At 61.4% G+C, this 20980-nt stretch carries 22 protein-coding genes; 3 read left to right on the forward strand and 19 right to left on the reverse strand.

Annotated elements, in window-relative coordinates:
- Nucleotides 1-7: 7 nt before the first annotated feature.
- The 16 genes from hisH to ASD07_RS28870 form a co-directional block, all read right to left on the reverse strand.
- Entirely contained in the window at nt 8-649 is a 642-nt protein-coding gene (hisH, locus tag ASD07_RS28795; RefSeq protein ID WP_082507626.1) for an imidazole glycerol phosphate synthase subunit HisH, read from the reverse strand.
- Between the two features lie 20 nt (nt 650-669).
- Nucleotides 670-1260 carry an imidazoleglycerol-phosphate dehydratase HisB gene (hisB, locus tag ASD07_RS28800; RefSeq protein ID WP_055938973.1) on the reverse strand — a complete coding sequence of 197 codons (591 nt, stop codon included), beginning with the start codon at nt 1258-1260 and terminating at the stop codon, nt 670-672.
- A gap of 21 nt (nt 1261-1281) precedes the next feature.
- Nucleotides 1282-2388: a histidinol-phosphate transaminase gene (gene hisC / locus ASD07_RS28805; protein WP_373922108.1), complete on the reverse strand. Its 1107-nt coding sequence runs from the start codon at nt 2386-2388 to the stop codon at nt 1282-1284.
- Nucleotides 2389-3261: a site-specific DNA-methyltransferase gene (locus tag ASD07_RS28810; RefSeq protein ID WP_082507627.1), complete on the reverse strand. Its 873-nt coding sequence runs from the start codon at nt 3259-3261 to the stop codon at nt 2389-2391. It abuts the gene before it with no gap.
- Nucleotides 3258-4565, reverse strand: coding sequence for a histidinol dehydrogenase (gene hisD, locus ASD07_RS28815; RefSeq protein ID WP_200953875.1), 1308 nt, complete (start codon nt 4563-4565; stop codon nt 3258-3260). The genes ASD07_RS28810 and hisD overlap by 4 nt, the downstream gene beginning before the upstream one ends.
- The gene (gene hisG, locus ASD07_RS28820) at nt 4562-5209 is read right to left on the reverse strand and encodes an ATP phosphoribosyltransferase (RefSeq protein ID WP_055938976.1); all 648 of its coding nucleotides are present in this window, start codon (nt 5207-5209) and stop codon (nt 4562-4564) included. Before hisG ends, hisD begins: the two co-directional genes overlap by 4 nt.
- Before the next feature lie 2 nt (nt 5210-5211).
- Entirely contained in the window at nt 5212-6462 is a 1251-nt protein-coding gene (gene murA, locus ASD07_RS28825) for a UDP-N-acetylglucosamine 1-carboxyvinyltransferase (protein WP_055938979.1), read from the reverse strand.
- Nucleotides 6463-6469: 7 nt separating this feature from the next.
- Entirely contained in the window at nt 6470-6706 is a 237-nt protein-coding gene (locus ASD07_RS28830; RefSeq protein ID WP_055938984.1) for a BolA family protein, read from the reverse strand.
- 18 nt (nt 6707-6724) lie between these two features.
- Nucleotides 6725-7486 (reverse strand): ABC transporter permease, encoded by a 762-nt coding sequence (locus ASD07_RS28835; RefSeq protein WP_055938987.1) that lies wholly within the window; start codon nt 7484-7486, stop codon nt 6725-6727.
- Nucleotides 7483-8388 (reverse strand): ABC transporter ATP-binding protein, encoded by a 906-nt coding sequence (locus tag ASD07_RS28840; RefSeq protein WP_055939001.1) that lies wholly within the window; start codon nt 8386-8388, stop codon nt 7483-7485. The genes ASD07_RS28835 and ASD07_RS28840 overlap by 4 nt, the downstream gene beginning before the upstream one ends.
- Nucleotides 8389-8583: 195 nt before the next feature.
- The gene (locus tag ASD07_RS28845; RefSeq protein ID WP_055939004.1) at nt 8584-8880 is read right to left on the reverse strand and encodes a lipid asymmetry maintenance protein MlaB; all 297 of its coding nucleotides are present in this window, start codon (nt 8878-8880) and stop codon (nt 8584-8586) included.
- Nucleotides 8880-9524: a phospholipid-binding protein MlaC gene (locus tag ASD07_RS28850; protein WP_055939008.1), complete on the reverse strand. Its 645-nt coding sequence runs from the start codon at nt 9522-9524 to the stop codon at nt 8880-8882. Before ASD07_RS28850 ends, ASD07_RS28845 begins: the two co-directional genes overlap by 1 nt.
- 32 nt (nt 9525-9556) lie before the next feature.
- Nucleotides 9557-10333 (reverse strand): VacJ family lipoprotein, encoded by a 777-nt coding sequence (locus ASD07_RS28855; RefSeq protein WP_055939010.1) that lies wholly within the window; start codon nt 10331-10333, stop codon nt 9557-9559.
- Nucleotides 10330-10800: an outer membrane lipid asymmetry maintenance protein MlaD gene (gene mlaD / locus ASD07_RS28860; RefSeq protein ID WP_055939012.1), complete on the reverse strand. Its 471-nt coding sequence runs from the start codon at nt 10798-10800 to the stop codon at nt 10330-10332. The genes ASD07_RS28855 and mlaD overlap by 4 nt, the downstream gene beginning before the upstream one ends.
- A gap of 42 nt (nt 10801-10842) precedes the next feature.
- Entirely contained in the window at nt 10843-11625 is a 783-nt protein-coding gene (mlaE, locus tag ASD07_RS28865) for a lipid asymmetry maintenance ABC transporter permease subunit MlaE (RefSeq protein ID WP_055939015.1), read from the reverse strand.
- Nucleotides 11622-12425 (reverse strand): ABC transporter ATP-binding protein, encoded by an 804-nt coding sequence (locus tag ASD07_RS28870; protein WP_055939017.1) that lies wholly within the window; start codon nt 12423-12425, stop codon nt 11622-11624. The genes mlaE and ASD07_RS28870 overlap by 4 nt, the downstream gene beginning before the upstream one ends.
- Nucleotides 12426-12656: 231 nt before the next feature.
- On the opposite strand from ASD07_RS28870, the gene ASD07_RS28875 reads away from it, so the two are divergent.
- Together ASD07_RS28875 and ASD07_RS28880 are read left to right on the forward strand one after the other, a co-directional pair.
- Nucleotides 12657-14972: a TonB-dependent receptor gene (locus ASD07_RS28875; protein WP_055939020.1), complete on the forward strand. Its 2316-nt coding sequence runs from the start codon at nt 12657-12659 to the stop codon at nt 14970-14972.
- 206 nt (nt 14973-15178) lie between these two features.
- On the forward strand, nt 15179-16366 hold the full coding sequence (locus ASD07_RS28880) for an FAD-dependent monooxygenase (RefSeq protein ID WP_055939023.1): 1188 nt from the start codon (nt 15179-15181) through the stop codon (nt 16364-16366).
- A gap of 17 nt (nt 16367-16383) precedes the next feature.
- On the opposite strand, the gene ASD07_RS32125 is transcribed toward ASD07_RS28880, so the two are convergent.
- A complete protein-coding gene (locus ASD07_RS32125; RefSeq protein WP_055939026.1) occupies nt 16384-17514 on the reverse strand; it encodes a DNA methyltransferase in 1131 nt (376 codons plus the stop codon).
- On the reverse strand, nt 17507-18652 hold the full coding sequence (locus ASD07_RS31970; protein WP_055939028.1) for a hypothetical protein: 1146 nt from the start codon (nt 18650-18652) through the stop codon (nt 17507-17509). Before ASD07_RS31970 ends, ASD07_RS32125 begins: the two co-directional genes overlap by 8 nt.
- A gap of 112 nt (nt 18653-18764) precedes the next feature.
- Here ASD07_RS31970 and ASD07_RS28895 point away from each other — a divergent pair, with 112 nt between their 5' ends.
- Nucleotides 18765-19430 carry an NUDIX domain-containing protein gene (locus ASD07_RS28895; protein WP_055939030.1) on the forward strand — a complete coding sequence of 222 codons (666 nt, stop codon included), beginning with the start codon at nt 18765-18767 and terminating at the stop codon, nt 19428-19430.
- Between the two features lie 53 nt (nt 19431-19483).
- Here ASD07_RS28895 and ASD07_RS28900 read toward each other — a convergent pair whose 3' ends face one another.
- Nucleotides 19484-20911 carry a polysaccharide lyase family 1 protein gene (locus ASD07_RS28900; RefSeq protein WP_055939033.1) on the reverse strand — a complete coding sequence of 476 codons (1428 nt, stop codon included), beginning with the start codon at nt 20909-20911 and terminating at the stop codon, nt 19484-19486.
- Between the last annotated feature and the right edge of the window lie 69 nt (nt 20912-20980).

A 20980-nucleotide genomic window follows, 5' to 3' on the forward strand; every position in this document is an offset into this window, starting at 1 on the left:
CTTGAGGTTAGGGATTCCAGTGGATGAAATTTTTGTACAGTTGCAGGCCGGTGGCGGCACTCTTTTCAGGGTGGAACTGTGTGGCAAAAATATTGTCGCGGGCTACCGCGCAGCAGAACGGCTGCCCGTATACGGTCTCGCCGACGTTCTGCGCATCGATCTCCGGCTGCGCGAAGTAGCTGTGCACGAAGTAGAACCAGGCATGGTCCGGAATGCCGTCCCACATCGCGTGCGGCATGCGCTGGCGTACCTGGTTCCAGCCCATTTGCGGCACTTTGAAGCGCGAACCGTCTTCCTGCAGCTGGCCCTCGAGCTGGAAGCGCACCACCTTGCCGGGCAACAGGCCCAGGCCCGGCGTGCTGCCGTTTTCTTCGCTGGCGTCAAACAGCATCTGCTCGCCTACGCACACGCCCATCATGGGCTTGGAGGCGGCAGCGCGCATCAACGCTTCCTGCACGCCCGACTCACGCAGGCTGCCCATGCAGTCGCGCATGGCGCCCTGGCCGGGCAGCACGATGCGGTCAGCGGCATCGATGGCGGCGGGATCGCCGGAAATCATTACTTCGGCCTCGGGCGCGACCGCGCGCAATGCCTGCGCGACGGAGCGCAGGTTGCCCATGCCGTAATCGACTACTACGATTTTTTTCATGTCAGTCAGCCGGTGTGTCGTTACAGGCTTCCTTTGGTGGACGGGATGGCGCCAGCAGCACGCGGGTCAAGCTCGCTGGCCATGCGCAGGGCGCGGCCGAAAGCCTTGAACACGGTTTCGCACTGGTGGTGTGCATTGGTGCCGCGCAGGTTGTCGATGTGCAGCGTGACGCCAGCATGGTTGACGAAGCCGCGGAAGAATTCCAGCGTCAGGTCGACGTCGAACGCGCCGATCATCGCGCGGGTGAACGGGATGTGGTATTCGATGCCCGGGCGGCCGGAAAAGTCGATGACGACGCGCGACAGCGCTTCATCCAGCGGCACATAGGCGTGGCCGTAGCGGCGGATGCCCTTCTTGTCGCCAATCGCCTTGGCGACCGCCATGCCGAGCGTAATGCCCACGTCTTCCACCGTGTGGTGGTTATCAATATGGGTGTCGCCGGTGGCTTCAATATCGAGGTCGATCAGCCCGTGGCGGGCGATCTGGTCCAGCATATGGTCGAGGAAAGGCACGCCCGTGTTCAGCTTCTGGGCGCCGGTGCCATCGAGGTTGATGGCGACGCGGACCTGGGTCTCGCTGGTGTTGCGAGTGATTTCTGCGGTGCGGTTCATGAAAAGCTCTTGGTTTTCGCTTCAGGACGCCAGGGCGGCTTTCAAGCCGTCCAGCATGATTGCGTTTTCCTCGGGCGTGCTGACCGTGATGCGCAGGCAGTTGGCCAGTACATTGTGCATTCTACCCACATTTTTGATCAAAACCTTGCGCTCCAACAGTTTGGCATGAACCTGCTCGGAGTTCGGTACGCGAATGAGGATAAAGTTTGCCGCCGAGGGGAAAACGTTGACACCCGGCAAGTTCGCCAGTGCATTCGACAACTCACCGCGCTGTTGGCGCAGCAGGGCAGCCTGTTCATTCAGCACATCGAGGTGGTCGAGGCAGAATTCGGCGGCGGCCTGGGTCAGGACATTGACGTTGTAGGGTGGGCGGATCTTGTCGAATTGCTCCAGCAGGGCTGGCGCGCACGACATATAGCCAAGGCGGATGCCCGCCAGGCCAAGTTTCGACAGTGTGCGCATGACGATCAGGTTGGGGAATTCCGGCAGGCGGCCCATGAAGCTTTGTTGTGCAAACGGCTCATACGCTTCATCGACCACGCACAGGCCCTTGTCGCCCAGCGCCTTGATCACCTGCTCGATATCGCCGGCGTCGAACAGGTTGCCGGTCGGGTTGTTCGGGTAGGCCAGGAAGACCAGCGCCGGCTTATGCTGCGCGATTGCCGCCAGCATGGCCGGCAGGTCGAGCGTCAGGTCGGCTTTCAGCGGCACGCCGGTGAAGTCCATGCCGGCCACCATGGCCGAGCGCTGGAACATGACGAAGGACGGCGCCGGCGCCATCATCACGGCGCGCCGGCCTTCCGCCGGCTGCAGCGCGCAGGCTTGCGCCATGATGGCAATCAGCTCGTCCGAGCCGTTGCCCAGCATGACGTCGTAGCCTTGCGGCACGCCGAGTCTGGCGCGGATGCGCTGCTTGATGGTTTCGTAGCTGGCGACCGGATAGCGGTTCAGCGCGACGCCGGCGATGCGGTTCGCCAGCTCATGATGCAGGTCGCTCGGCAGCACATATGGATTCTCCATCGCATCCAGCTTGATAAATCCGCTGGCATCCGGCACATGGTAGATGTGGTCGGAACGCACATCCTGGCGGATCGTATTGGCGATAAGGCTGTCGAGGGACATCTGCATTTACTCCTGTTCTAAAGCCTCGTTCGGGGCAGGCACCGTTTTCGGCCTGCGTCCCCTGCGTGGCGGAGGTGTCTGACCCTGCGGGTCAGACAGCGGTTTACCGGTTTCGGCAAGCGCCTCCAGGCGCCTCCGGGCTATGTCGCAATACTCGGGATTCAATTCAAAGCCGACAAAATCACGCCCGCAGCGACGCGCGGCGACAGCGGTAGTCCCGCTGCCCATGAACAGGTCCATCACCACGCCATCCGGCGGGCAGCTGGCCTTGACCATGCGTTCGATAATTTCCAGCGGCTTTTGCGTCGGGTGGTCGACCCGTTCCGCATGTTCCCGGTGCAAGCGCGATACGCTCCACAGGTCCTTGGGGTTGTAGCCCACTTCCAGCCATTTTGCGCCGACGAAAATCGAGCGCGAACGGGCCTTCTTGGTTTCGGCATCGTACGCGATACGCACGGCGTCGAGGTCGAAGTAGTAATCCTTGCGGCGCACGAAGAATCCAATCGTGTCGTGCACCGACGAGAAACTGCGGGTACTGCCGCCCATGGAAGGCACGCGGCGGTCCCAGATAATTTCGTTCATCATCGTCATGCGCTTTTTCAGCATGACGAAAATTTCCGGCGAGTAGCGCCAGGTCAGGAAGATGTACAGGCTGCCGTTCGGCTTCAGCTTCGGCAGGGCTGCATCGATCCATGCCTCCGTCCACGCCAGGTAGTCTTCCATCGTCTGCTGGTCGGACGCGTTGCCGTAATCCTTGCCCAGGTTGTAGGGCGGATCGGTCAGGATCAGGTCGACGGAACCATCCGGCACGCGGGCCAGTCCGGCCATCGCGTCCTCTTGGAAGACCTGGTTTTTCCAAGGATGGGATGAATGCGTCATTTCAGGCGCAGCTCCGCGCTGCGGGCGTGGGCTTGCAAGCCTTCGCCGTAGGCCAGTTCGGCCGCCACCTTGCCCAGCGTCTGGGCGCCGGCTTCGCTGACGTGAATCACCGAGGAGCGCTTCTGGAAGTCGTATACGCCCAGCGGCGACGAGAAGCGTGCGGTGCGCGAGGTCGGCAGCACGTGGTTCGGGCCGCAGCAATAGTCGCCCAGCGATTCGGACGAGAAGCGGCCGAGGAACATGGCGCCGGCGTGGCGGATCTGCTCGGCCCACTGCTGCGGGTTCTCGGCCGAAATCTCCAGGTGTTCGGCGGCGATGCTGTTGGCGATGGCGCAGGCTTCCGCCATGTCGCGCACTTTCACCAGCGCGCCGCGGTCGCGCAGCGAGGTTTCGATGACAGCCTTGCGCGGCATGGCCGGCAGCAGTTTGGCGATGCTGGCTTCCACTTGCGCGATGTACCCTGCGTCAGGGCACAGCAGGATGGCTTGCGCCAGTTCGTCGTGCTCGGCCTGCGAGAACAGGTCCATTGCCACCCAGTCGGGGTCGGTGGTGCCGTCGCAAATCACCAGGATCTCGGACGGGCCGGCGATCATGTCGATACCGACGGTGCCGAACACGCGGCGCTTGGCTGCCGCCACATAGGCATTGCCCGGGCCGACGATCTTGTCGACGGGACGGATGGTTTCGGTGCCGTGCGCCAGTGCGGCCACGGCTTGCGCACCGCCGATGCCGATCACGCGGGTCACGCCGGCAATGGCGGCCGCGGCCAGCACCATCTGGTTCTTCACGCCGTCCGGCGTCGGCACGACCATGATGATTTCTTCGACGCCGGCCACTTTGGCCGGCACGGCGTTCATCAGCACCGACGAAGGGTAGGCAGCCTTGCCGCCGGGGACGTAGATGCCGACGCGGTCCAGCGGCGTAATGCGCTGCCCGAGGATGGTGCCGTCGGCTTCGGTGTAGGTGAAGCCTTGCAGTTCCTGCTTCTGGCGCTCGTGGAAGGCGCGGATGCGGTCGGCCGCGGTTTGCAGCGCGCTGCGCTGCGCGCCCGGCAGCGCGGCCAGTGCCGCGTCCAGCTCCGCCTGGCCGATGTCGAAATCGGCCATGCCGGCGGCGCTCATGCGGTCGAAGCGGTTGGTGTATTCCAGAACGGCTTCGTCGCCGCGCGCGCGCACGTCGGCGATAATTTTTGCGACGGCGCTTTCGATCGCGTCGTCGGTTTCCGCTTCAAAGGCCAGCAGCGCGTCCAGCGTTTCCTGGAAATCGTCCTGGGTGGAGTCGAGTTTTCGGATCATGGGCATCATTTGGCAGCGGCGCTGGCGCGTTCAAAAGCTTCGATAATCGGTTGCAGGCGGGCGCGCTTGAGCTTCATCGCAGCCTGGTTCACGACCAGGCGCGAAGAGATGTCCATGATCTCTTCCACTTCCACCAGGTTGTTGGCGCGCAGCGTGCTGCCGGTGGAAACCACGTCGACGATGGCGTCGGACAGGCCAACCAGGGGCGCCAGCTCCATCGAGCCATACAGCTTGATCAGGTCGACGTGCACGCCTTTCTTGCCGAAGTGCTCGCGCGCTATCGTGGTGAACTTGGTCGCCACGCGCAGGCGCGCGCCCTGGCGCACTGCGGTCTCGTAATCGAAGCCGGCACGCGTCGCCACCGACATGCGGCATTTGGCGATATGCAGGTCGACCGGCTGGTACAGGCCTTCGCCGCCGTGTTCCAGCAAGACATCCTTGCCCGCCACGCCGAAGTCCGCGGCGCCATACTGCACGTAGGTCGGCACGTCCGATGCGCGTACGATCAGTACGCGAATGCCGGGGTCCGAAGTAGGCAGGATCAGCTTGCGGGAGGTTTCCGGGTTTTCGAGGACTTTGATGCCGGCCGCTTCCAGCAGCGGCAGCGTGTCTTCGAAGATCCGGCCTTTCGACAGGGCGAGGATAAGTTCCATGGTTACTTGAGTCGGGTGATATTGGCGCCAACGGCGGACAGCTTGTCTTCCATGCGGTCGTAGCCGCGGTCCAGGTGGTAAATGCGGTCCACCAGGGTCTCGCCTTTGGCGGCCAGGCCGGCGATCACCAGCGAAGCCGATGCGCGCAAGTCGGTCGCCATCACCGGCGCGCCGATCAGCTGCCCGACGCCGTCGATGTAGGCGGTATTGCCGTCGATGGAGATCTTCGAGCCCAGGCGGTTCATTTCCTGCACGTGCATGAAGCGGTTCTCGAAAATGGTTTCGGTCACCTTGCTGCTGCCGCCGGCAATCAGGTTTACCGCCATGAACTGCGCCTGCATATCGGTCGGGAAGCCCGGGTATTCGGTGGTGCGGAAGGACACCGGTTTCGGGCGCTGGTCCATCCTGGCACGGATCCAGGTGTCGCCCACGGTCAGCTCCACGCCCATCTCGCGCAGCTTGTCCAGCGCCACGTCGAAGATGTCGGTGCGGGTATTGCGGATGGTGATGTCGCCGCCGGCTGCTGCGACTGCGCACAGGAAGGTCGCCGCTTCGATCCGGTCGGAGATGACATCGTGTTTGGCGCCGTGCAGGGAGGGCACACCCTGGATCACCAGGCGGTCGGTGCCGATGCCTTCGATCCTGGCGCCCATCGCCACCAGCAGGTTCGCCAGGTCGGTCACTTCCGGCTCGCGCGCGGCATTTTCCAGGACCGTCTCGCCTTCGGCCAGGGTGGCAGCCATCAGCAGGTTTTCGGTGCCGGTCACGGTGATCATGTCGGTGACGATGCGGGTGCCCTTCAGCTTCTTGCACTTGGCGTAGATATAGCCGCCGTCAATGGTGATCTCCGCACCCATGGCGCGCAGGCCCTTGATGTGCTGGTCGACCGGACGCGAACCGATGGCGCAGCCGCCCGGCAGCGACACCTTGGCTTCGCCGAAGCGCGCCAGCAGCGGACCCAGTACCAGGATCGATGCGCGCATGGTCTTCACCAGCTCATACGGCGCTTCGCACTTGTCGATCTTCGAGCCGTTCAGCGTGACCTTCTCGCCATCCTGCTGGACCGACAGGCCGGTCTGGCGCAGCAGCTTGAGCATGGTCGCCACGTCGTGCAGCAGCGGCACATTGGTCAGTTCCAGGTCGCCTGCGGTCAGCAGGCCAGCGCACAGGATGGGCAGGGCAGCGTTCTTGGCGCCGGAGATCTTGATGTCGCCGACCAGGCGCTTGCCGCCGGTGATGAGCAGTTTGTCCATATTCTTCTTATCCTTGGAATTCTTCAGGGGTCAGGGTTTTCATCGACAGTGCATGGATCTCTTCGCGCATGCGGTCGCCCAGCGCGGCATACACCAGCTGGTGGCGCTGGATCAGGCGCTTGCCGGCGAAGGCAGGCGACACGATCACGGCCTGGAAGTGCTGGCCGTCGCCTTCCACCTGCAGGTGGGTGCATTCAAGGCCGGCAGCGATATAGCTGTGGATTGCTTCTGGAGTTGTGGTCACTTTGAATTCCTCAATAAATCAGTGGCGCAGGCGATAGCCGCTGCGCAGAAGTTTGATGGCGAGCAGCGCCAGCACCACCAGGAAGGCGGAGACGATGGCGACGCTGATCCAGGGGTTCACGTCGGACTGCCCGAAGAAGCCATAGCGGAAGCCGTCGATCATGTAGAAGAACGGGTTCGCATGCGATATGGCCAGCCAGAACGGCGGCAGCGAATGGATCGAATAGAACACGCCGGCCAGGAAGGTCAGCGGCACGATCAGGAAATTCTGGAAGGCGGCCAGCTGGTCGAACTTCTCGGCCCAGATGCCGGCGATCAGGCCCATGGTGCCGAGGATGGCCGCGCCGAGCAGGGCGAACACCAGGATCCACAGCGGCGCCGTGAAGCTCAGGTGCGTGAACCAGGCGGTAATCGCGAACACGCCGAAACCGACGGTGATGCCGCGCACCATCGAGGCCAGCACATAGGCGGAGAAGATCTCCCAGTGCGACAGGGGCGTGAGCAGCACGAACACCAGGTTGCCGGTAATCTTGGACTGGATCAGCGACGACGACGAGTTGGCGAAGGAATTCTGCAGCACGCTCATCATCACCAGGCCCGGGATCAGGAAGGCGGTGTAGGTCACGCCCGGATAGACCTCGATGCGGCCCGACAGCACATGGCCGAAGATCAGCAGGTACAGCATGGCGGTCAGGATCGGCGCGGCAATCGTCTGCGTCGCGACCTTGTAGAAGCGCAGCGTCTCTTTGTAGACCAGGGTGCGGAAGCCGGTGGTGATCATACGATGTTCTCGTCCATGATTTGCAGGAAGATGTCTTCAAGGTCGGCCTGCTGCAGCTGCATCTCGTCGATGCTGATGCCGCCCTGGCGCAGGCGCGCGAGGATGCCTTCCACTTCCGCGTAATCGTTGATGCGCAGGCTGTACTTGTTGTCTTCCGGCGGATGGTTCAGCAGCGGCTGCAGCTCTTCCGGCAAGCTGTTGTGCGGCAGGTGCAGCACCAGCTGCGAGCCGGAGATGCGGCGGATCAGCTGCGACATGGTGTCCAGCGCCACCACCTTGCCCAGCTTGAGCATGGCGACGCGCTTGCACATGGCTTGCGCTTCTTCCAGGTAGTGCGTGGTCAGCACGATGGTGTGGCCTTCGCGATTCAGGCGCGAGATGAACTTCCACAGCGTCTGGCGCAACTCGACGTCGACGCCGGCGGTCGGCTCGTCCAGCACGATGACCGGCGGCTTGTGCACCAGCGCCTGCGCCACCAGCACGCGGCGTTTCATGCCGCCGGACAGGGCGCGCATATTGGTGTCGGCCTTGTTGGCCAGGCCCAGCTCTTCCATCACCTCGTCGATCCACTTGTCGTTGTTGCCGAGGCCGAAGTAGCCGGACTGCAGGCGCAGCGTTTCACGCACGGTAAAGAAGGGATCGAACACCAGCTCCTGCGGCACCACGCCCAGCTTCTTGCGCGCGGCGCGGAAATCCGACACCACGTCATGGCCGTGAATCCTCACTCCGCCGGCGTCGGCGCGGATCAGGCCGGCAATGATGGAGATCAAAGTGGTCTTGCCCGCGCCGTTCGGACCGAGCAAGCCAAAGAACTCGCCTTCTTCGATTTTCAGGGACACGCCGCCAAGCGCCTGCAGCGCCTTGTAGCGCTTCTGGACGTTGCTGATTTCGATTGCTGTCATGCTTACTTGTATAGATAACTGGGACAACGATGACCGTTGCAAAGGCGCGCGCGCAACAGGCGCGGTAGACGGTCAATTATAGGGGAAATTTGGCTCGGGCTCGCCGAGTCAACAATTTCAGGTGCCGGGTGCCGACAGGCGCAGCCTGTTGGCCCCTGATACCTCTAGGTCATGCGGGCGGGAGTGGGGCGGGGGTCAATGATGATGCAGGTCGGCGGGCGACACGAGCGTGCACACGCCGTAGAGCTTGGTCAAGCTCTGGAGCTGTCCTGGCAGGTTGCGCAGTTCCAGCTTGATGCCGTTCTGAGCGGCAGCGCGCTGCCATGCCAGCATGACTGACACGGCAGCGGAATCCACGGCTTCCACCTGGCTCAGGTCGAACACGGTCTGGCCGGCGCGCAGCGCAGCCAGGCCCTGCGCCAGCGCTTCCGTGGCGTTGGCCACGGTCAGCGACTTCAGCGCAAGCTGGTTGGAAACAGTGGTATCAGGCATTATTTACCTGCAGTCTTCAGCGGCTTGGAAGCGAGCTTCTTGTTCTTTTCGGACAGGGTCTTGATCAGGCCGTCGATGCCGCCTTTCGAGATTTCCGAAGAGAAAGTGCCTTTGTAGGCTTCTACCAGCCACGCGCCCAGCACGTTGATGTCATAGATCTTCCAGCCGGCATCGGTTTTGGCGACGCGGTAGTTCAGCTGGATCGGCTCGCCGCGTGCCTGGTTCACCTGGGAGCGCACTTCCACTTCGGTGTCGCCTGGGGACGAACGCATAGGCTTGAAGTCGACGGTCTGGTCTTTCACCTGGGACAGCGCGCCCGAGTAAGTGAAGATCAGCAGGGTGCGGAATTCAGCGGCCAGCTGCTTTTGCTGTTCCGGGGTCGCTTCGCGCCAGTAGCGGCCGGCTGCCAGCGAAGTCATGCGCTGGAAGTCGACGTAAGGCAGGATCTTGGTTTCCACCAGGTCCATGACTTTCTTCTGGTTGCCAGCCTGGATGTCCTTGTCGGACTTGGCAGTTTCCAGCACTTCGGAGCTGATGCGCTTGATCAGTACGTCCGGCGCTTCGTTGGCTGGAGCAGTAGCGGCAAATGCGCTGGTGGCGAACGCTACCGTTGCGACCGCGATCAGTTGTTTGATCAGATTCATTGTTCTTTACCTATGTAGGGTTGTGTTCCGGATCACAGGCTGGGTTTGCTTTCAGCCGGTTCCGGCATTATAGCCTGAGGCTGCTTTGGGGCCTCGTCCTCCACTTCAGGCTGCTTCTGCTTGTCCTTTGGACCGTCTTCCCCATCGTAAACCTGGCTGTTACGGCGCTGCATCCAACCGTCACGGATGAACTCGTAGCGGTCGAGGGCGGCATCTTCAAGCAGCGTGGAAGCGTCCAGCAGGGCTGCACGCTGGTCCACAACGCGAAGAACGGTGCCGACGTTGCGCACGTTGACAGGATCTTTGTATTGCCATGGGTCGGCAGTGATATCCGCCGGCAGGGCGGCAGTGTCGCGCACGGTCGACGGACCCAGCAGCGGCAGCATCAGGTAAGGGCCGGACGGCACGCCCCAGGAACCCAGGGTCTGGCCAAAATCTTCTTTATGTTTTTGCAAACCTGCTTCGGACGCAATATCGAGCACGCCCAGCAGGCCGAAGGTCGAGTTCATCGCCACGCGCATCAAGTCCGACATGCCATCGCCGACCTTGCCTTGCAGCAAGTTGTTGGCGGCAGTCCAGACGTCGCCCAGGTTACCGAAGAAGTTGCTCACGCCGGTCTGGAAGAAGCCCGGGGTCACGTTCTTGTAGACGGTGGCGGTCGGCTTCAGCGCATATTCATCAACCTTGTCGTTGAAGTTGAAGACGGCGCGGTTGAAGCCTTCATACGGGTCGCGTGGATTGGTGCCGGCGCAGCCGCTCAGCGCGCCTGCCACCGCCAGGCTCAGGGCAAGTGTACGGAATTTGCTCATTGGGAGTCCTTTCCTTCAGCTGCCTTGCTATAGATGAACTGGTTGATCAAGTCTTCCAGCACGGTGGCCGACTGGGTGCGGGCAATGCGGTCGCCCGCTGCCAGGTTCTTGTCGTCGCCACCGGCTTCGATACCGATGTACTGCTCGCCCAGCAGGCCGGCAGTCAGGATCTTGGCCGAGCTGTCTTTAGGGAACTTGAAGCCTTCTTCCATATCCAGGGTAACGACTGCCTTGTACACCTTGTCGTCAAAGCCAACCGAGGCCACACGGCCCACCACCACACCGGATGCCTTTACCGCAGCCTGCGGGCGCAGCGAACCGATATTGTCGAAGCGGGCGGTCACCTGGTAGGTCTTGCCCATGGTCATGGAGCCAAGGTTACCGGCTTTCAGCGCCAGGAACATCAGCGCAGCAGCGCCCATCACGATGAACAGGCCAACCCAAACGTCGAGAGATTTACGTTGCATATCAAATCCTTAGTCAGCGGTGTCAAGTCCTGACACCGGTTTTTACTTACTGAACATCAGCGCCGTCAGCATGAAGTCGAGCCACCAGATCATCAGGGAAGAGATGACCACAGTGCGCGTTGTCGCGCCGGATACGTCTTCCGGGGTAGGCTGGGCTTCATAGCCTTGGTACAGCGCGATATAAGTGATGGCTACGCCGAACACCACACTTTTCACGAATCCATTGAATACATCTTTCCACACGTCGACGCCGCCCTGCATCTGCGACCAGAACGCGCCTTCGTCGACACCGATCAGCCCAACGCCGATCAGGTAGCCGCCGAGGATACCGACCGCACTGAACATGCCGGTCAGCAGCGGCACCGAAATGACGCCCGCCCAGAAACGCGGCGCCAGCACGCGCTGGATCGGGTTCACGGCCATCATTTCCATGGCGGACAGCTGTTCGCCCGCTTTCATCAGGCCGATCTCCGCGGTCAGCGAAGTACCGGCGCGGCCGGCGAACAGCAGGGCCGTGATGACCGGGCCCAGTTCGCGGGTCAGGCCCAACGCCACCAGCAGGCCCAGCGATTCGGAGGCGCCGTACTTGTTGAGAGTGTAGTAACCCTGCAGGCCCAGCACCATGCCAACAAACAGGCCGGACAGGATAATGATCAGCAGGGAGTAGTTACCGATCACATGCAGCTGTTCGACCAGCAGGCGCGGACGGCGCAGCAGGCCGGGCGACAGCCCCAGCATGACGAACAGGGTACGGAAGGAAAGGCCGATGCTTTCCACGTAATCGCGCGCGCCGCCACCTACGCTGAGCAGGAAACGGCGCATCATTTGCGTGCTCCCAGGCCGAGGTCTTCGGCCAGCGATTTGCCCGGATAGTGGAACGGCACTGGGCCATCCGCTTCCGCGTGCACGAATTGCTTCACGTAAGGGTCAGTCGAAACCATCATATCTGCCGGGGTGCCGTGGGCAACGATCTTGCCCTGCGACAGGAAATAGACATAGTCGGCGATCATGAACGACTCTTTCACGTCGTGCGAAACCAGGATCGTGGTCGAGCCGAGCGCATCGTTCAGGTTGCGGATCAGGTTGGCGGTCACACCCATCGAGATCGGGTCGAGGCCGGCGAACGGCTCGTCATACATGATCAGTTGCGGATCCAGCGCGATCGAGCGCGCCAACGCTACCCGGCGCGCCATGCCGCCGGAAATTTCGCCCGGCTTCAGCTTGGCTGCATTGCGCAGGCCCACCGAGTGCAGTTTCATCAGCACCAGGTCGCGGATCAGTTCTTCCGGCAGGTCGGTATGTTCGCGCAGCGGGAAGGCCACGTTTTCATACACGCTCAGGTCGGTGAACAGCGCGCCATGCTGGAACAGCATGCCCATTTTGCGCCGCAGCACATACAAGTCCCTGGTCTTCAACTTGTGAACGACCTGGCCTTCCACGCTGACGGCACCTTTTTGCGGGCGGATCTGGCCGCCTACCAGGCGCAGGACGGTGGTTTTACCGCTGCCGGAACCACCCATGACAGCCACCACTTTCCCGCGCGGGAAGTCCATATGGAGACCGGACAGGATCGCCCGCTTCCCATAGCTGAAGTGTAAGTCACGGATTTCGACTAAATTTGACACTGATATGTCGCTCTTTGTTCTTGAGGCCACATTGTAATTCAGAAACGGTTCTCTCTGCTTGGAGCCCCGTAGCGGCCTGGGTGGTACAGCTAAAGAGGTAAATTTTACAACACTAATAACCGCAAAGTCAGCAATTTACAAATTGAAACGCTTGTTGATTGGAGTTCAGTGCTGCAAGGCAGCAAATTCCTGCTATTTTAATAACTTTGGCTCATTCATAGGAAAAAAGGCATGAAAATTCGTCGGACGGTCCTCGCTTGCTCCCTGGCAGCTATTTCGGTCCAAGCCTTGGCGGAAAGCGACAAGATCGAAGTTGTCACTGTCACTGCGCAAAAGCGCAAGGAAGATCCGAACAAGGTGGCGATGAGTATTTCCGCCATCAGCGGCGCCTCGCTGCTGTCGCAGCAGGTCGACGATTTCACCGACCTGACACGGGCCGTGCCGAATATTTCCTTCACGGCCGCCACCGGCAACGGCGGCGCCGGGCCCGGCACTTCCAATATCGAAATCCGCGGCATCAGCTCGGCGGCCGGCCAGGCCACCGTCGGCATCTACCTTGGCGACGTGTCGCTGACGGTGGGTAACCTGTATACCATGGGCACGGTGGAACCGAAGTTCTTCGACATCGACCGGGTCGAAGTGCTGCGCGGCCCGCAAGCCACGCTGTACGGCGCCAGCTCCATGGGCGGCACCATCAAGTTCGTGCCGAACGAGCCGGACCTGAAAGAGCGCGAAGCCACGGCCTATGCCGAAGCCTCCTCCACCAAAGGCGGCAGCCCAAGCTATTCCAGCAGCGTGGTCGGCAACTTCCCGCTGGTCGACAATGAACTGGCGCTGCGCATCGGCGCCCAAGCCCAGCGCTCGGGCGGCTTCATCGACCAGGTGGACGGCGACGGCAAGGTGCTGGCCAGCGACATCAACAAGATCAAGGACCAGGAACTGCGCGTAGCCCTGAAATGGGCGCCGACGCGCGACCTGAGCATTACGCCATCGATCTATTACCAGCGCGTGGACGCCAAGGATATCGCCGCCTTCAACCTGGACCGTCCGCCATACCAGGCGCAGAAGCAGGTGCGCGAGCCTTCCATCGACAAATTGCTGACGCCGAACCTGGCGGTCAACTGGGACCTGGGCGCGGCCGACCTGACTTCCAGCACCAGCTATTTCCTGCGCAAGTTCGACCGCACGCAGAACGGCTCGGCCTACAACAGCTATTCGCTGTCGACCTTCCTGACCTCGACCGCCGATGGCGGCAATGCTCCGCCGCAGCTGATCGAAGCGATTGCCGGCCTGCCGTCGGCGGTCTACCTGAATAATGCGGTGCGTCAGATCTCGCAGGAATTCCGCCTGGCCTCCAAGCCTTTTGCAGCCGGCGGTTCGCCTGTGACCTGGCTGGTGGGCTACTACTTCTCGAACCAGCACACCAACCTGAATGAGAATGACCCGATCTTCGGCATCAACGACACCTTCACCCAGTTCGGCTTCTCCAGCGCAGATCCGGACCTGCTGCCGGGCGCCTATCCCGGCGCTTTCCCGAACGACAATTCATTCGCCGGCGAATTCCACTACCGCGAAAAGCAGAATTCGATCTTCGGCGAAGCGAATTACTATTTCTCGCCCACGCTGCACGCCACCATCGGCGCGCGCTACCTGAAGGGCGAGTCTGCGCTGGCACAGCGCAACAGCCTGTACCTGGCCGGCGCCGGCAACAACAGCACCACCAAGCTGTCGTCGCACGCCTTCACGCCGAAATACGCGGTGACCTGGGAAGCCACGCCTGACCACACCATCTACGGCTCCGTTGCCAAAGGCTTCCGCCTGGGCGGCTCCAATGTATTCGTGCCGCCCACCACGTGCGGCCCGGACCTGGAGGAGAACGGCCTGACCGCCGGCCCGCCGACCTACGCCTCCGACAGCCTGTGGAGCTATGAGGTCGGCAGCAAGTCGCGCTTCATGCAGGGCCGCGTTGCCGTCAATGCCGACGTGTTCTACGTGAAGTGGAAGAACATCCAGCAAGGCGTCTACCTGCCGACCTGCGCCTACTCATACAACGCCAACGCCGGCAACGCCACCAGCAAAGGTTTCGAGTTCGACGTCAAGGCCAAACCGATGGCCGGCCTGACCCTGGGTGCGGCCGGCGGCTATGTGAAAGCCGAACTGTCGAACGACGACGGCATCGCCAATGGCGTCGTCGGCGCAGTCAAAGGCGCGCAAGTGCAGGGCGTGCCGAAGTACAATGGCACCGTCACCGCGCAATACAATTTTTCGACCGCCGGCGGCCGCAGTGCGTTCGTGATGGGCGGCGTGCAGTGGGTCGGCCCAAGTAAAGGCTCGCTCAATCCCGAGCAGACCGATTACGAGCGCCCTGGGTACCACACCGCCAACTTCAGCACGGGCATCTCGATTGACCGCTACCAGCTGACTGCCTTCATCAAGAATGCCTTCGACGAAGACAAGGTCATCCAGCACCCGCAGGTCGCCTCGATCGTGCAGGGCTACCGTTTGGCGCCGCGCAGTATCGGCATGAGCATCGCAGCGAAGTTCTGAAGTATGGCGAAATCGCATGGTGGCGCACGACTTTTGGTGGACGGCCTGCCTTACCAGGGTCGTCGCGTTAATTTCGACCGCACGGCAGAAGATTCGAAAAGCTACCAGAAAAACCTGTACGCGCAACTGCTTGCTGCGCAGGCAAACCATCGCCCAGTTGCGGTGGGTTCCCAGCGCCAAGCGCCAGTCACAGTGAGATCAATCCGTTGAAAATAGCGATCCTGGGTGGTGGCGTTGCGGGCGTCAGCTCCGCCATTCTTCTTAAGCAGATGGGCTTTGACGTTTCCATCTATGAGCGGCATGCTGCCTCATCGAACATAGGCGCCGGCATAGTCGCCTGGCCCAACGCGTGCTTCGTTCTCGAGCAGCTCGGCGTGCTGGACGCCGTCAAGTCGGTCGCGGGCTCCCCGGCAAGCATGCGGCGGCTTTCCCGTAGCGGCGAATTCCTGGGTTCGATAGATATCGAACTGATCAACAAGCAGATGGGCTATCCCAGCCTTTCAATACTGCGGAGCGACTTCCAGGGCATCCTCGAATCGAAGCTGGCATCCTTGGGCGGCTTCGTGGAATTCGGGAAAACGGTCATAAGCATCAGGCCGCGAAGCGCAGGGCAAGCGGAAGTCCAGTTCCAGAATGGCCAGGCGATAACGGCCGACGTCATTATTGGCGCCGATGGTCGTATGGCTTCCCCTGCAAGGCGCTACGTGCATGGTAATAACACCCCCGTCTACCAGGGATTTATCAATTGGGTTGGGGTTTGCGAGCTTGAAGGAGATTACTTCGACAGGATTGAAGTCTCGGATTACTGGGGCGTGGGAGAGCGCTTCGGCATAGTTGCTGTCGCAGGAAATAAGGCGTACTGGGCTGGCGGTGTCGCTTGCACCGAGATCTCGCCAAAGGTGCCGGCCCATTACAAGGATGAACTGGCCTCCGCCTTCGCTGGCTGGCCTGCCCCGATCCAGGCAATGATTGAACACACCCCGCTTGAGCGGATGAACAAGATTTACGTCCACGACCACGACCCCATCGGGACCTGGCATAGGGACAACGTTATAGCGATAGGCGATGCGGCACATGCTTCTCTTCCAACATCTGGCCAAGGCGCATGCCAGGCGCTGGAAGACGCATGGCATCTTGCGGCATGCCTGAAAGAGTCCAGCCAGGACCTGCCGCAGGCATTTGCAAAGTTTACCGAAATCCGTTTGGACAAAACCACCGGCATTACGGTCGCAGGCCGCCGGCTCGCCGCATCGCTATTCAATCGGGACCAGGAATTCTGCAGGGTCCGGAACGACATCAGCAAGAACACGGACTTCCAGGCACTGGCCGAAGCCATGGCCACGGGTTGGAGTCATCACTTACCACTCATGCCCCGCCAGGCTCGCGAACTATAGCTGCTTCTACGCCATTCCTATGTGGACTGCGGCCTGGCCGTGGGCAGGACCGAGAGTCCGTCGATCCGTCTCGCCTGGCCGGCGGCAACGTCAAATGCAATAATGGCGTCTTCAAAGCAGACATCGAACACGCATAAGCCGCCATTGGCCCGAAGCCGTTGGGCACGGAAATAGTGAGCGCCGTTCAGCGCCGCCGGCGCTGCCTCCCAACCCATGGGTTGGCCCCAGCGCGTGACCTGGAAACCGTGCGCCTCAAACCAGCGCGCCATACCAGCCAGCCGCTCGGGGTTATCCGGCACCAGCAGGTCGACATCGGACGGCAAGCCAGCCTCCTCTTCCAGCGCCAGCCAGCGCGCAAAGCCGCCATAGACTATCGCCTCGGGAAAGTCCGCCGCCAATTCGTGCAGGCAGCGCAGGCTGTCTTGCAGATCGATCGGCCTGGGCTCCTTACGGGCAATCAGCGCGTACTCGTGGGAGCGGTTGCTCTGCACCGCCATTGGCGGCAGTGCTTGCGCTGGACGTGGGTAGAGCAGGATGCGCTCGTCAACGAGAGTGAAATGCTCCGCCAGCATGCGTCCAATATCCCATGCCATCGGCACGAAATGGGCGCCGATACGCAAATTTTCCGCCATCACGACCAGGTGCCCGCCATCGCGCAACGCCGGCTTCAGCGCCTTCAGCACGCGATAGAACATGCCGAGGAAATCCGCATAGCTGCGCGCGCTATACAACTGCGCCGCCGCGTCATCGCTGCATTGCCAGCGGCAGCCGAAATAGGGGACATTCGTCAATATGAGGTCAGCCTGGGGCAGGGATGCGGCCAATTCGACCAGGTCGCCGGATAGTACAAGCTGGTTGCGCGCACCGAGCCGCTGCAAGCGCTCCGTCGCGATAGCAGCGCGCGCTTGCTCCAGCTCGATACCGATGCCGCGCCGTCCCTCGAGCGAAGCGGCGACCAGGGTTGTGCCAAAGCCGTTGAACGGATCGACCACCAGCCCGGCCGCAGGTGAAAAGTGCCGGATAAAGGGCCGCATCTGTTCGACCCAGCCGCAATCGCGCGCGCCGAAGGCATCGCGCGCCGCCAAGTCGGGCGGCAGGTCGAATGCCTGGTCACGCTCGCGCAGCAGGAGCCAGCTGTTGTCATCCATTGGCCTGCTCCTGCCGGCTTGCTGCAAACAGCACATGACGCTCCGGATTCCAGTCGCCGCACAAATTGCCGTTGGCATGGAATACCAGCTTGTAGACGTTCCCGGAATCGTGCTGCCGGTGCATCTGCGAATAGTCGGACGCCTCGAACGTAACCTGCATATCCCTGAACCTGCCGCGCAGGTTCCAGAAGTAATAGCCTTCGGTAACCTGTTCGAAGGCGAAATCGCCGGCGAATACCGGCGCGGCAAGGCATTGCGCCAGCAGGGCATTCATCGACACGCGCGCCGCACCGATGTAGCGCGCCGTGACATTGGCCCTGTAGCCGTCGTCCAGTTTCGAGAATTCGCGGAAGATGACAGAGCGGATACCCAATCCATGGGCCCACGCCAGATAGCGCATGATGTCGTCCACCCGCGACACCCCGCCCTGCTGCACGATGCAAACCAGCTTCACATTCACGCTGTCCGCCAGGCTGCGCACCATCGCTTCAAAAGGCTGCTGGTACTGGACTTCGATGCCATGCCTGAAGCGCATGATCGACTGGTTGGCCGCTTCATCAAAGTGGTGCCGTGACAGCTCCACCCAATCCAGGCCGAAGCCTGCCAGCCGTTGCAGCAGTGCTTCGCCTTGCGAGGGTACGGCCAAGCCCGCGCCGTTCGAGTACAGCACGCGGTTCAGCACTGGAGAAACGGCCGCATGCCGCGCAAGAACGTCGAGCATCGCACCCATCCAGCCTGCATCGTCGGTGGTTTCCAGCCCGGACAATGAATATGAAAGAGGCAAACCTCGCAGTTCATGGAGCGCGCTTTCCAGGCCGGCGAAGTAGTCCGGGCCAGGCCGCAATCCGCTGGATGGACGCGCGGCGCCTGTTTCGACCAGGGTCTCCGAACAGAAGCGGCAACGTGCGGAACATGGCTGCGCCGAAGCGTAAGGCGTAAAGGTGACCGGCTGGGCGATGCGGTAAGCCTGGCCGCCGATCCTGTGCCAGCGCCAGCGCTCTTCGTCGGCAGGATCGGGGGCGCGGAACGCGACGGTTGGAACAGACTTTGGCAATGCCGAAAGTACGGGTGCCGCAAACAGCTTTGCCGAAATGTCGCCAGTGAGGGGCCGGATGGGGATGATGCTGTATTCATTCATACGAATTGCCTTTGCAAAGCCTATGAAGACAGTCTAAGTCACTTAGGATAGTTTTGCAACTAAGTGTCTGCTTAGTATAATCTTCATACTAAGACCTCCCAAGATACCGGCAATGCAACAAGTGATCTGCACCGTCGACGTTGTCCTGCTGGCCCTGCAGGACGATGTGCTGAAAGTGGCGCTGCTTAACCGCAGCCACGAACCTTTCCAGGGCGTAGCCGCGCTGCCGGGAGGCTACATCCATCCCCGCGAAGATGGCGATGCGCAGGATGCCGCTTTGCGGGTCCTGAGAGAGAAAACAGGAATAACGCCGCCCTACCTGGAGCAGCTGGCCACCTTTTCAGGCCCAGCGCGCGACCCGCGCGGCTGGTCGGTATCGATTGTTTATTATGCATTGGTTCCGCCCGGGCTCATTGGCGATGGCGCGCATCCGGACATGCGGCTCGCCAGTGTCGACAAGCCCTTGAAGCTGCCGTTCGATCACCTGGAAATTATCCGTGCGGCAGTCGCCCGTTTGCGCAGCAAGAGCCAGTATTCGTCCCTGCCCTGCTACCTGGCAGGCGACACATTCACGCTGCCGCAGCTGCAGCGCGTGTATGAATCGCTGATGGGCGAATCGATCAACAAGGTCAGCTTCCGGCGCAAGATCGGCGAAATGGACATGCTGGAACCGGTCGAAGGTGCTTACTCGAGCGGCGCCGCGCACCGGCCGGCCCAGCTCTATCGCCTGAAGCCTGGCCGGTACGAGCAGCTTGCCCTGCTGGAAAGAGGGATGTGAATGCGGCCAATCCGGTCAAGCGCACAGGACTGTGCGCTTGACCAGGGCGGGAATCAGTTCACCGTGATCTTGCCGGTCCCTGCATTACCCAATACTGATGCCTTCACGGCCGATGCATTCATCGGCGTCACCGAGTACGGCACGCTCCAGCCGACCTGGTTGCTGAAGCTGCATTTGCCGGCTACGTCGAGCGCGGCGCCATTCAGCAGCGAGCCCGCATCGGTAATCGCGCCGGTCTTGCTGGACGAACCTGGGTTGGTCACGACATTCGGGCAGCTCGAAGCGCCAGCGATATCGAAGGCGTTGTGCTGCGAGATGATCTTGGCCTTGTAGGCGACGCCAATGCTGTAGTGGTTCGGGTAGACGGCGTGCGAACGCGAGCCTTCGAAGTAGTTGTTATACAAGTGCACCTTGCCGAACCGTACGCGAGGACCTCGTTCCGCCACGTTCAGGAAGTGGTTGTTGTGGAAGGTGACAGTCAGGTGGCCATCGTCCGTAGTGCGGCTGTCGGAAGAGCCAATCAGGTTGTTCTTCTGGTGCAGTTCGAAGCGGTTGTTCGATACGGTCACGTAGTCCGAGCCATTCTTCACATCCAGCGCACCGTCGTGGCACTGCTTGACCTTGCCGTTTTCGACCGGCAGCTTGTCGTCCGTTATCGAGCCGTCGGTAAAGACGTTGTGGTCGACCCAGACGTTGCGGGAGCCGGAGACGGTGATGCCGTCATACTCCGAATTCCAGTTGCCGCTGCTGCCATCGTTCGGATCCCAGACAGGGTAGAGCGAGCATGGATTCTGGATCGTCAGGTTGCGGATGATGACGTTCTGCACGCCACTCAGCACGATGTTGCCATTGACCAGGCGTGCATCGCTGCCTACGCCGATCAGGGTGGTGTTGCTGCCAGGTTTGATTTGCAGGCGCAAGCCTTCATCGGTAGCGCTCTTGAACGGGCCGCCGTTGTCCGCGGCAGCCATATTGATGGTGCCCTGCAGCTTGATGATCTTCGGATTATCGCCTTGCGCCTTGAGCGCGGCGACCAGTTGCGAACCGGTGTTGACCAGGTAGATAGCCGAGGAAGGCGCTGCGGCGCCGCCCGTCGTGCCGCTGCCTTGTCCTGCCCAGCCGGTGGAAGGCGCGGCCTCCTTGGTGGCGTTGGCGGATGGCGCCGGGGTTGGGGTTGGAGTTGGGGTCGGCGTTGGCGTCGGCGTCGGGTCAGTGCCGGCCAGCGCTCCGATGGCGCACTTCTTGGTCACGCCGGGGTAAGGATCGCTGCCAAACGTGCCGGTGTCGCACTTGATGTCGCCCACGAGGGTCTTGATGACCCACTTGTCTTTGATGCCGTAAGAAACCGAGCGGCTGCTGCTGCCAACTCTACAGGTGCCGCCCTGGTCGGAGCACTTGGAATAGCCACTTGGCCAATCGGCCGCAAGTGAGCTGGCGGAATAGATCAACATCAGGGCGCCGCAAATGAAGCTTTTCTTCATAGCCTAGATATCTCCAGAAATTGTTAAAGAGGAAGTGACATGTCAGAAACTTAGTTCAAACAACCCATG

The sequence above is a fragment of the Duganella sp. Root336D2 genome, assembly GCF_001425005.1.
Lineage (GTDB): Bacteria > Pseudomonadota > Gammaproteobacteria > Burkholderiales > Burkholderiaceae_D > Rugamonas.

Excerpts from the sequence above, each read along its gene's own strand:
- hisH (WP_082507626.1), bottom strand. The coding sequence starts at position 649 with ATGAAAAAAATCGTAGTAGTCGATTACGGCATGGGCAACCTGCGCTCC.
- murA (WP_055938979.1), bottom strand. The coding sequence starts at position 6,462 with ATGGACAAACTGCTCATCACCGGCGGCAAGCGCCTGGTCGGCGACATC.
- hisD (WP_200953875.1), bottom strand. The coding sequence starts at position 4,565 with ATGATGCCCATGATCCGAAAACTCGACTCCACCCAGGACGATTTCCAG.
- ASD07_RS28900 (WP_055939033.1), bottom strand. The coding sequence starts at position 20,911 with ATGAAGAAAAGCTTCATTTGCGGCGCCCTGATGTTGATCTATTCCGCC.
- hisG (WP_055938976.1), bottom strand. The coding sequence starts at position 5,209 with ATGGAACTTATCCTCGCCCTGTCGAAAGGCCGGATCTTCGAAGACACG.
- mlaD (WP_055939012.1), bottom strand. The coding sequence starts at position 10,800 with ATGCAACGTAAATCTCTCGACGTTTGGGTTGGCCTGTTCATCGTGATG.
- hisB (WP_055938973.1), bottom strand. The coding sequence starts at position 1,260 with ATGAACCGCACCGCAGAAATCACTCGCAACACCAGCGAGACCCAGGTC.
- ASD07_RS31970 (WP_055939028.1), bottom strand. The coding sequence starts at position 18,652 with ATGAATGAATACAGCATCATCCCCATCCGGCCCCTCACTGGCGACATT.
- ASD07_RS28875 (WP_055939020.1), top strand. The coding sequence starts at position 12,657 with ATGAAAATTCGTCGGACGGTCCTCGCTTGCTCCCTGGCAGCTATTTCG.
- ASD07_RS28895 (WP_055939030.1), top strand. The coding sequence starts at position 18,765 with ATGCAACAAGTGATCTGCACCGTCGACGTTGTCCTGCTGGCCCTGCAG.
- ASD07_RS28840 (WP_055939001.1), bottom strand. The coding sequence starts at position 8,388 with ATGACAGCAATCGAAATCAGCAACGTCCAGAAGCGCTACAAGGCGCTG.
- ASD07_RS28810 (WP_082507627.1), bottom strand. The coding sequence starts at position 3,261 with ATGACGCATTCATCCCATCCTTGGAAAAACCAGGTCTTCCAAGAGGAC.
- ASD07_RS28845 (WP_055939004.1), bottom strand. The coding sequence starts at position 8,880 with ATGCCTGATACCACTGTTTCCAACCAGCTTGCGCTGAAGTCGCTGACC.
- ASD07_RS28855 (WP_055939010.1), bottom strand. The coding sequence starts at position 10,333 with ATGAGCAAATTCCGTACACTTGCCCTGAGCCTGGCGGTGGCAGGCGCG.
- ASD07_RS28850 (WP_055939008.1), bottom strand. The coding sequence starts at position 9,524 with ATGAATCTGATCAAACAACTGATCGCGGTCGCAACGGTAGCGTTCGCC.
- hisC (WP_373922108.1), bottom strand. The coding sequence starts at position 2,388 with ATGCAGATGTCCCTCGACAGCCTTATCGCCAATACGATCCGCCAGGAT.
- ASD07_RS28835 (WP_055938987.1), bottom strand. The coding sequence starts at position 7,486 with ATGATCACCACCGGCTTCCGCACCCTGGTCTACAAAGAGACGCTGCGC.
- ASD07_RS32125 (WP_055939026.1), bottom strand. The coding sequence starts at position 17,514 with ATGGATGACAACAGCTGGCTCCTGCTGCGCGAGCGTGACCAGGCATTC.
- mlaE (WP_055939015.1), bottom strand. The coding sequence starts at position 11,625 with ATGATGCGCCGTTTCCTGCTCAGCGTAGGTGGCGGCGCGCGCGATTAC.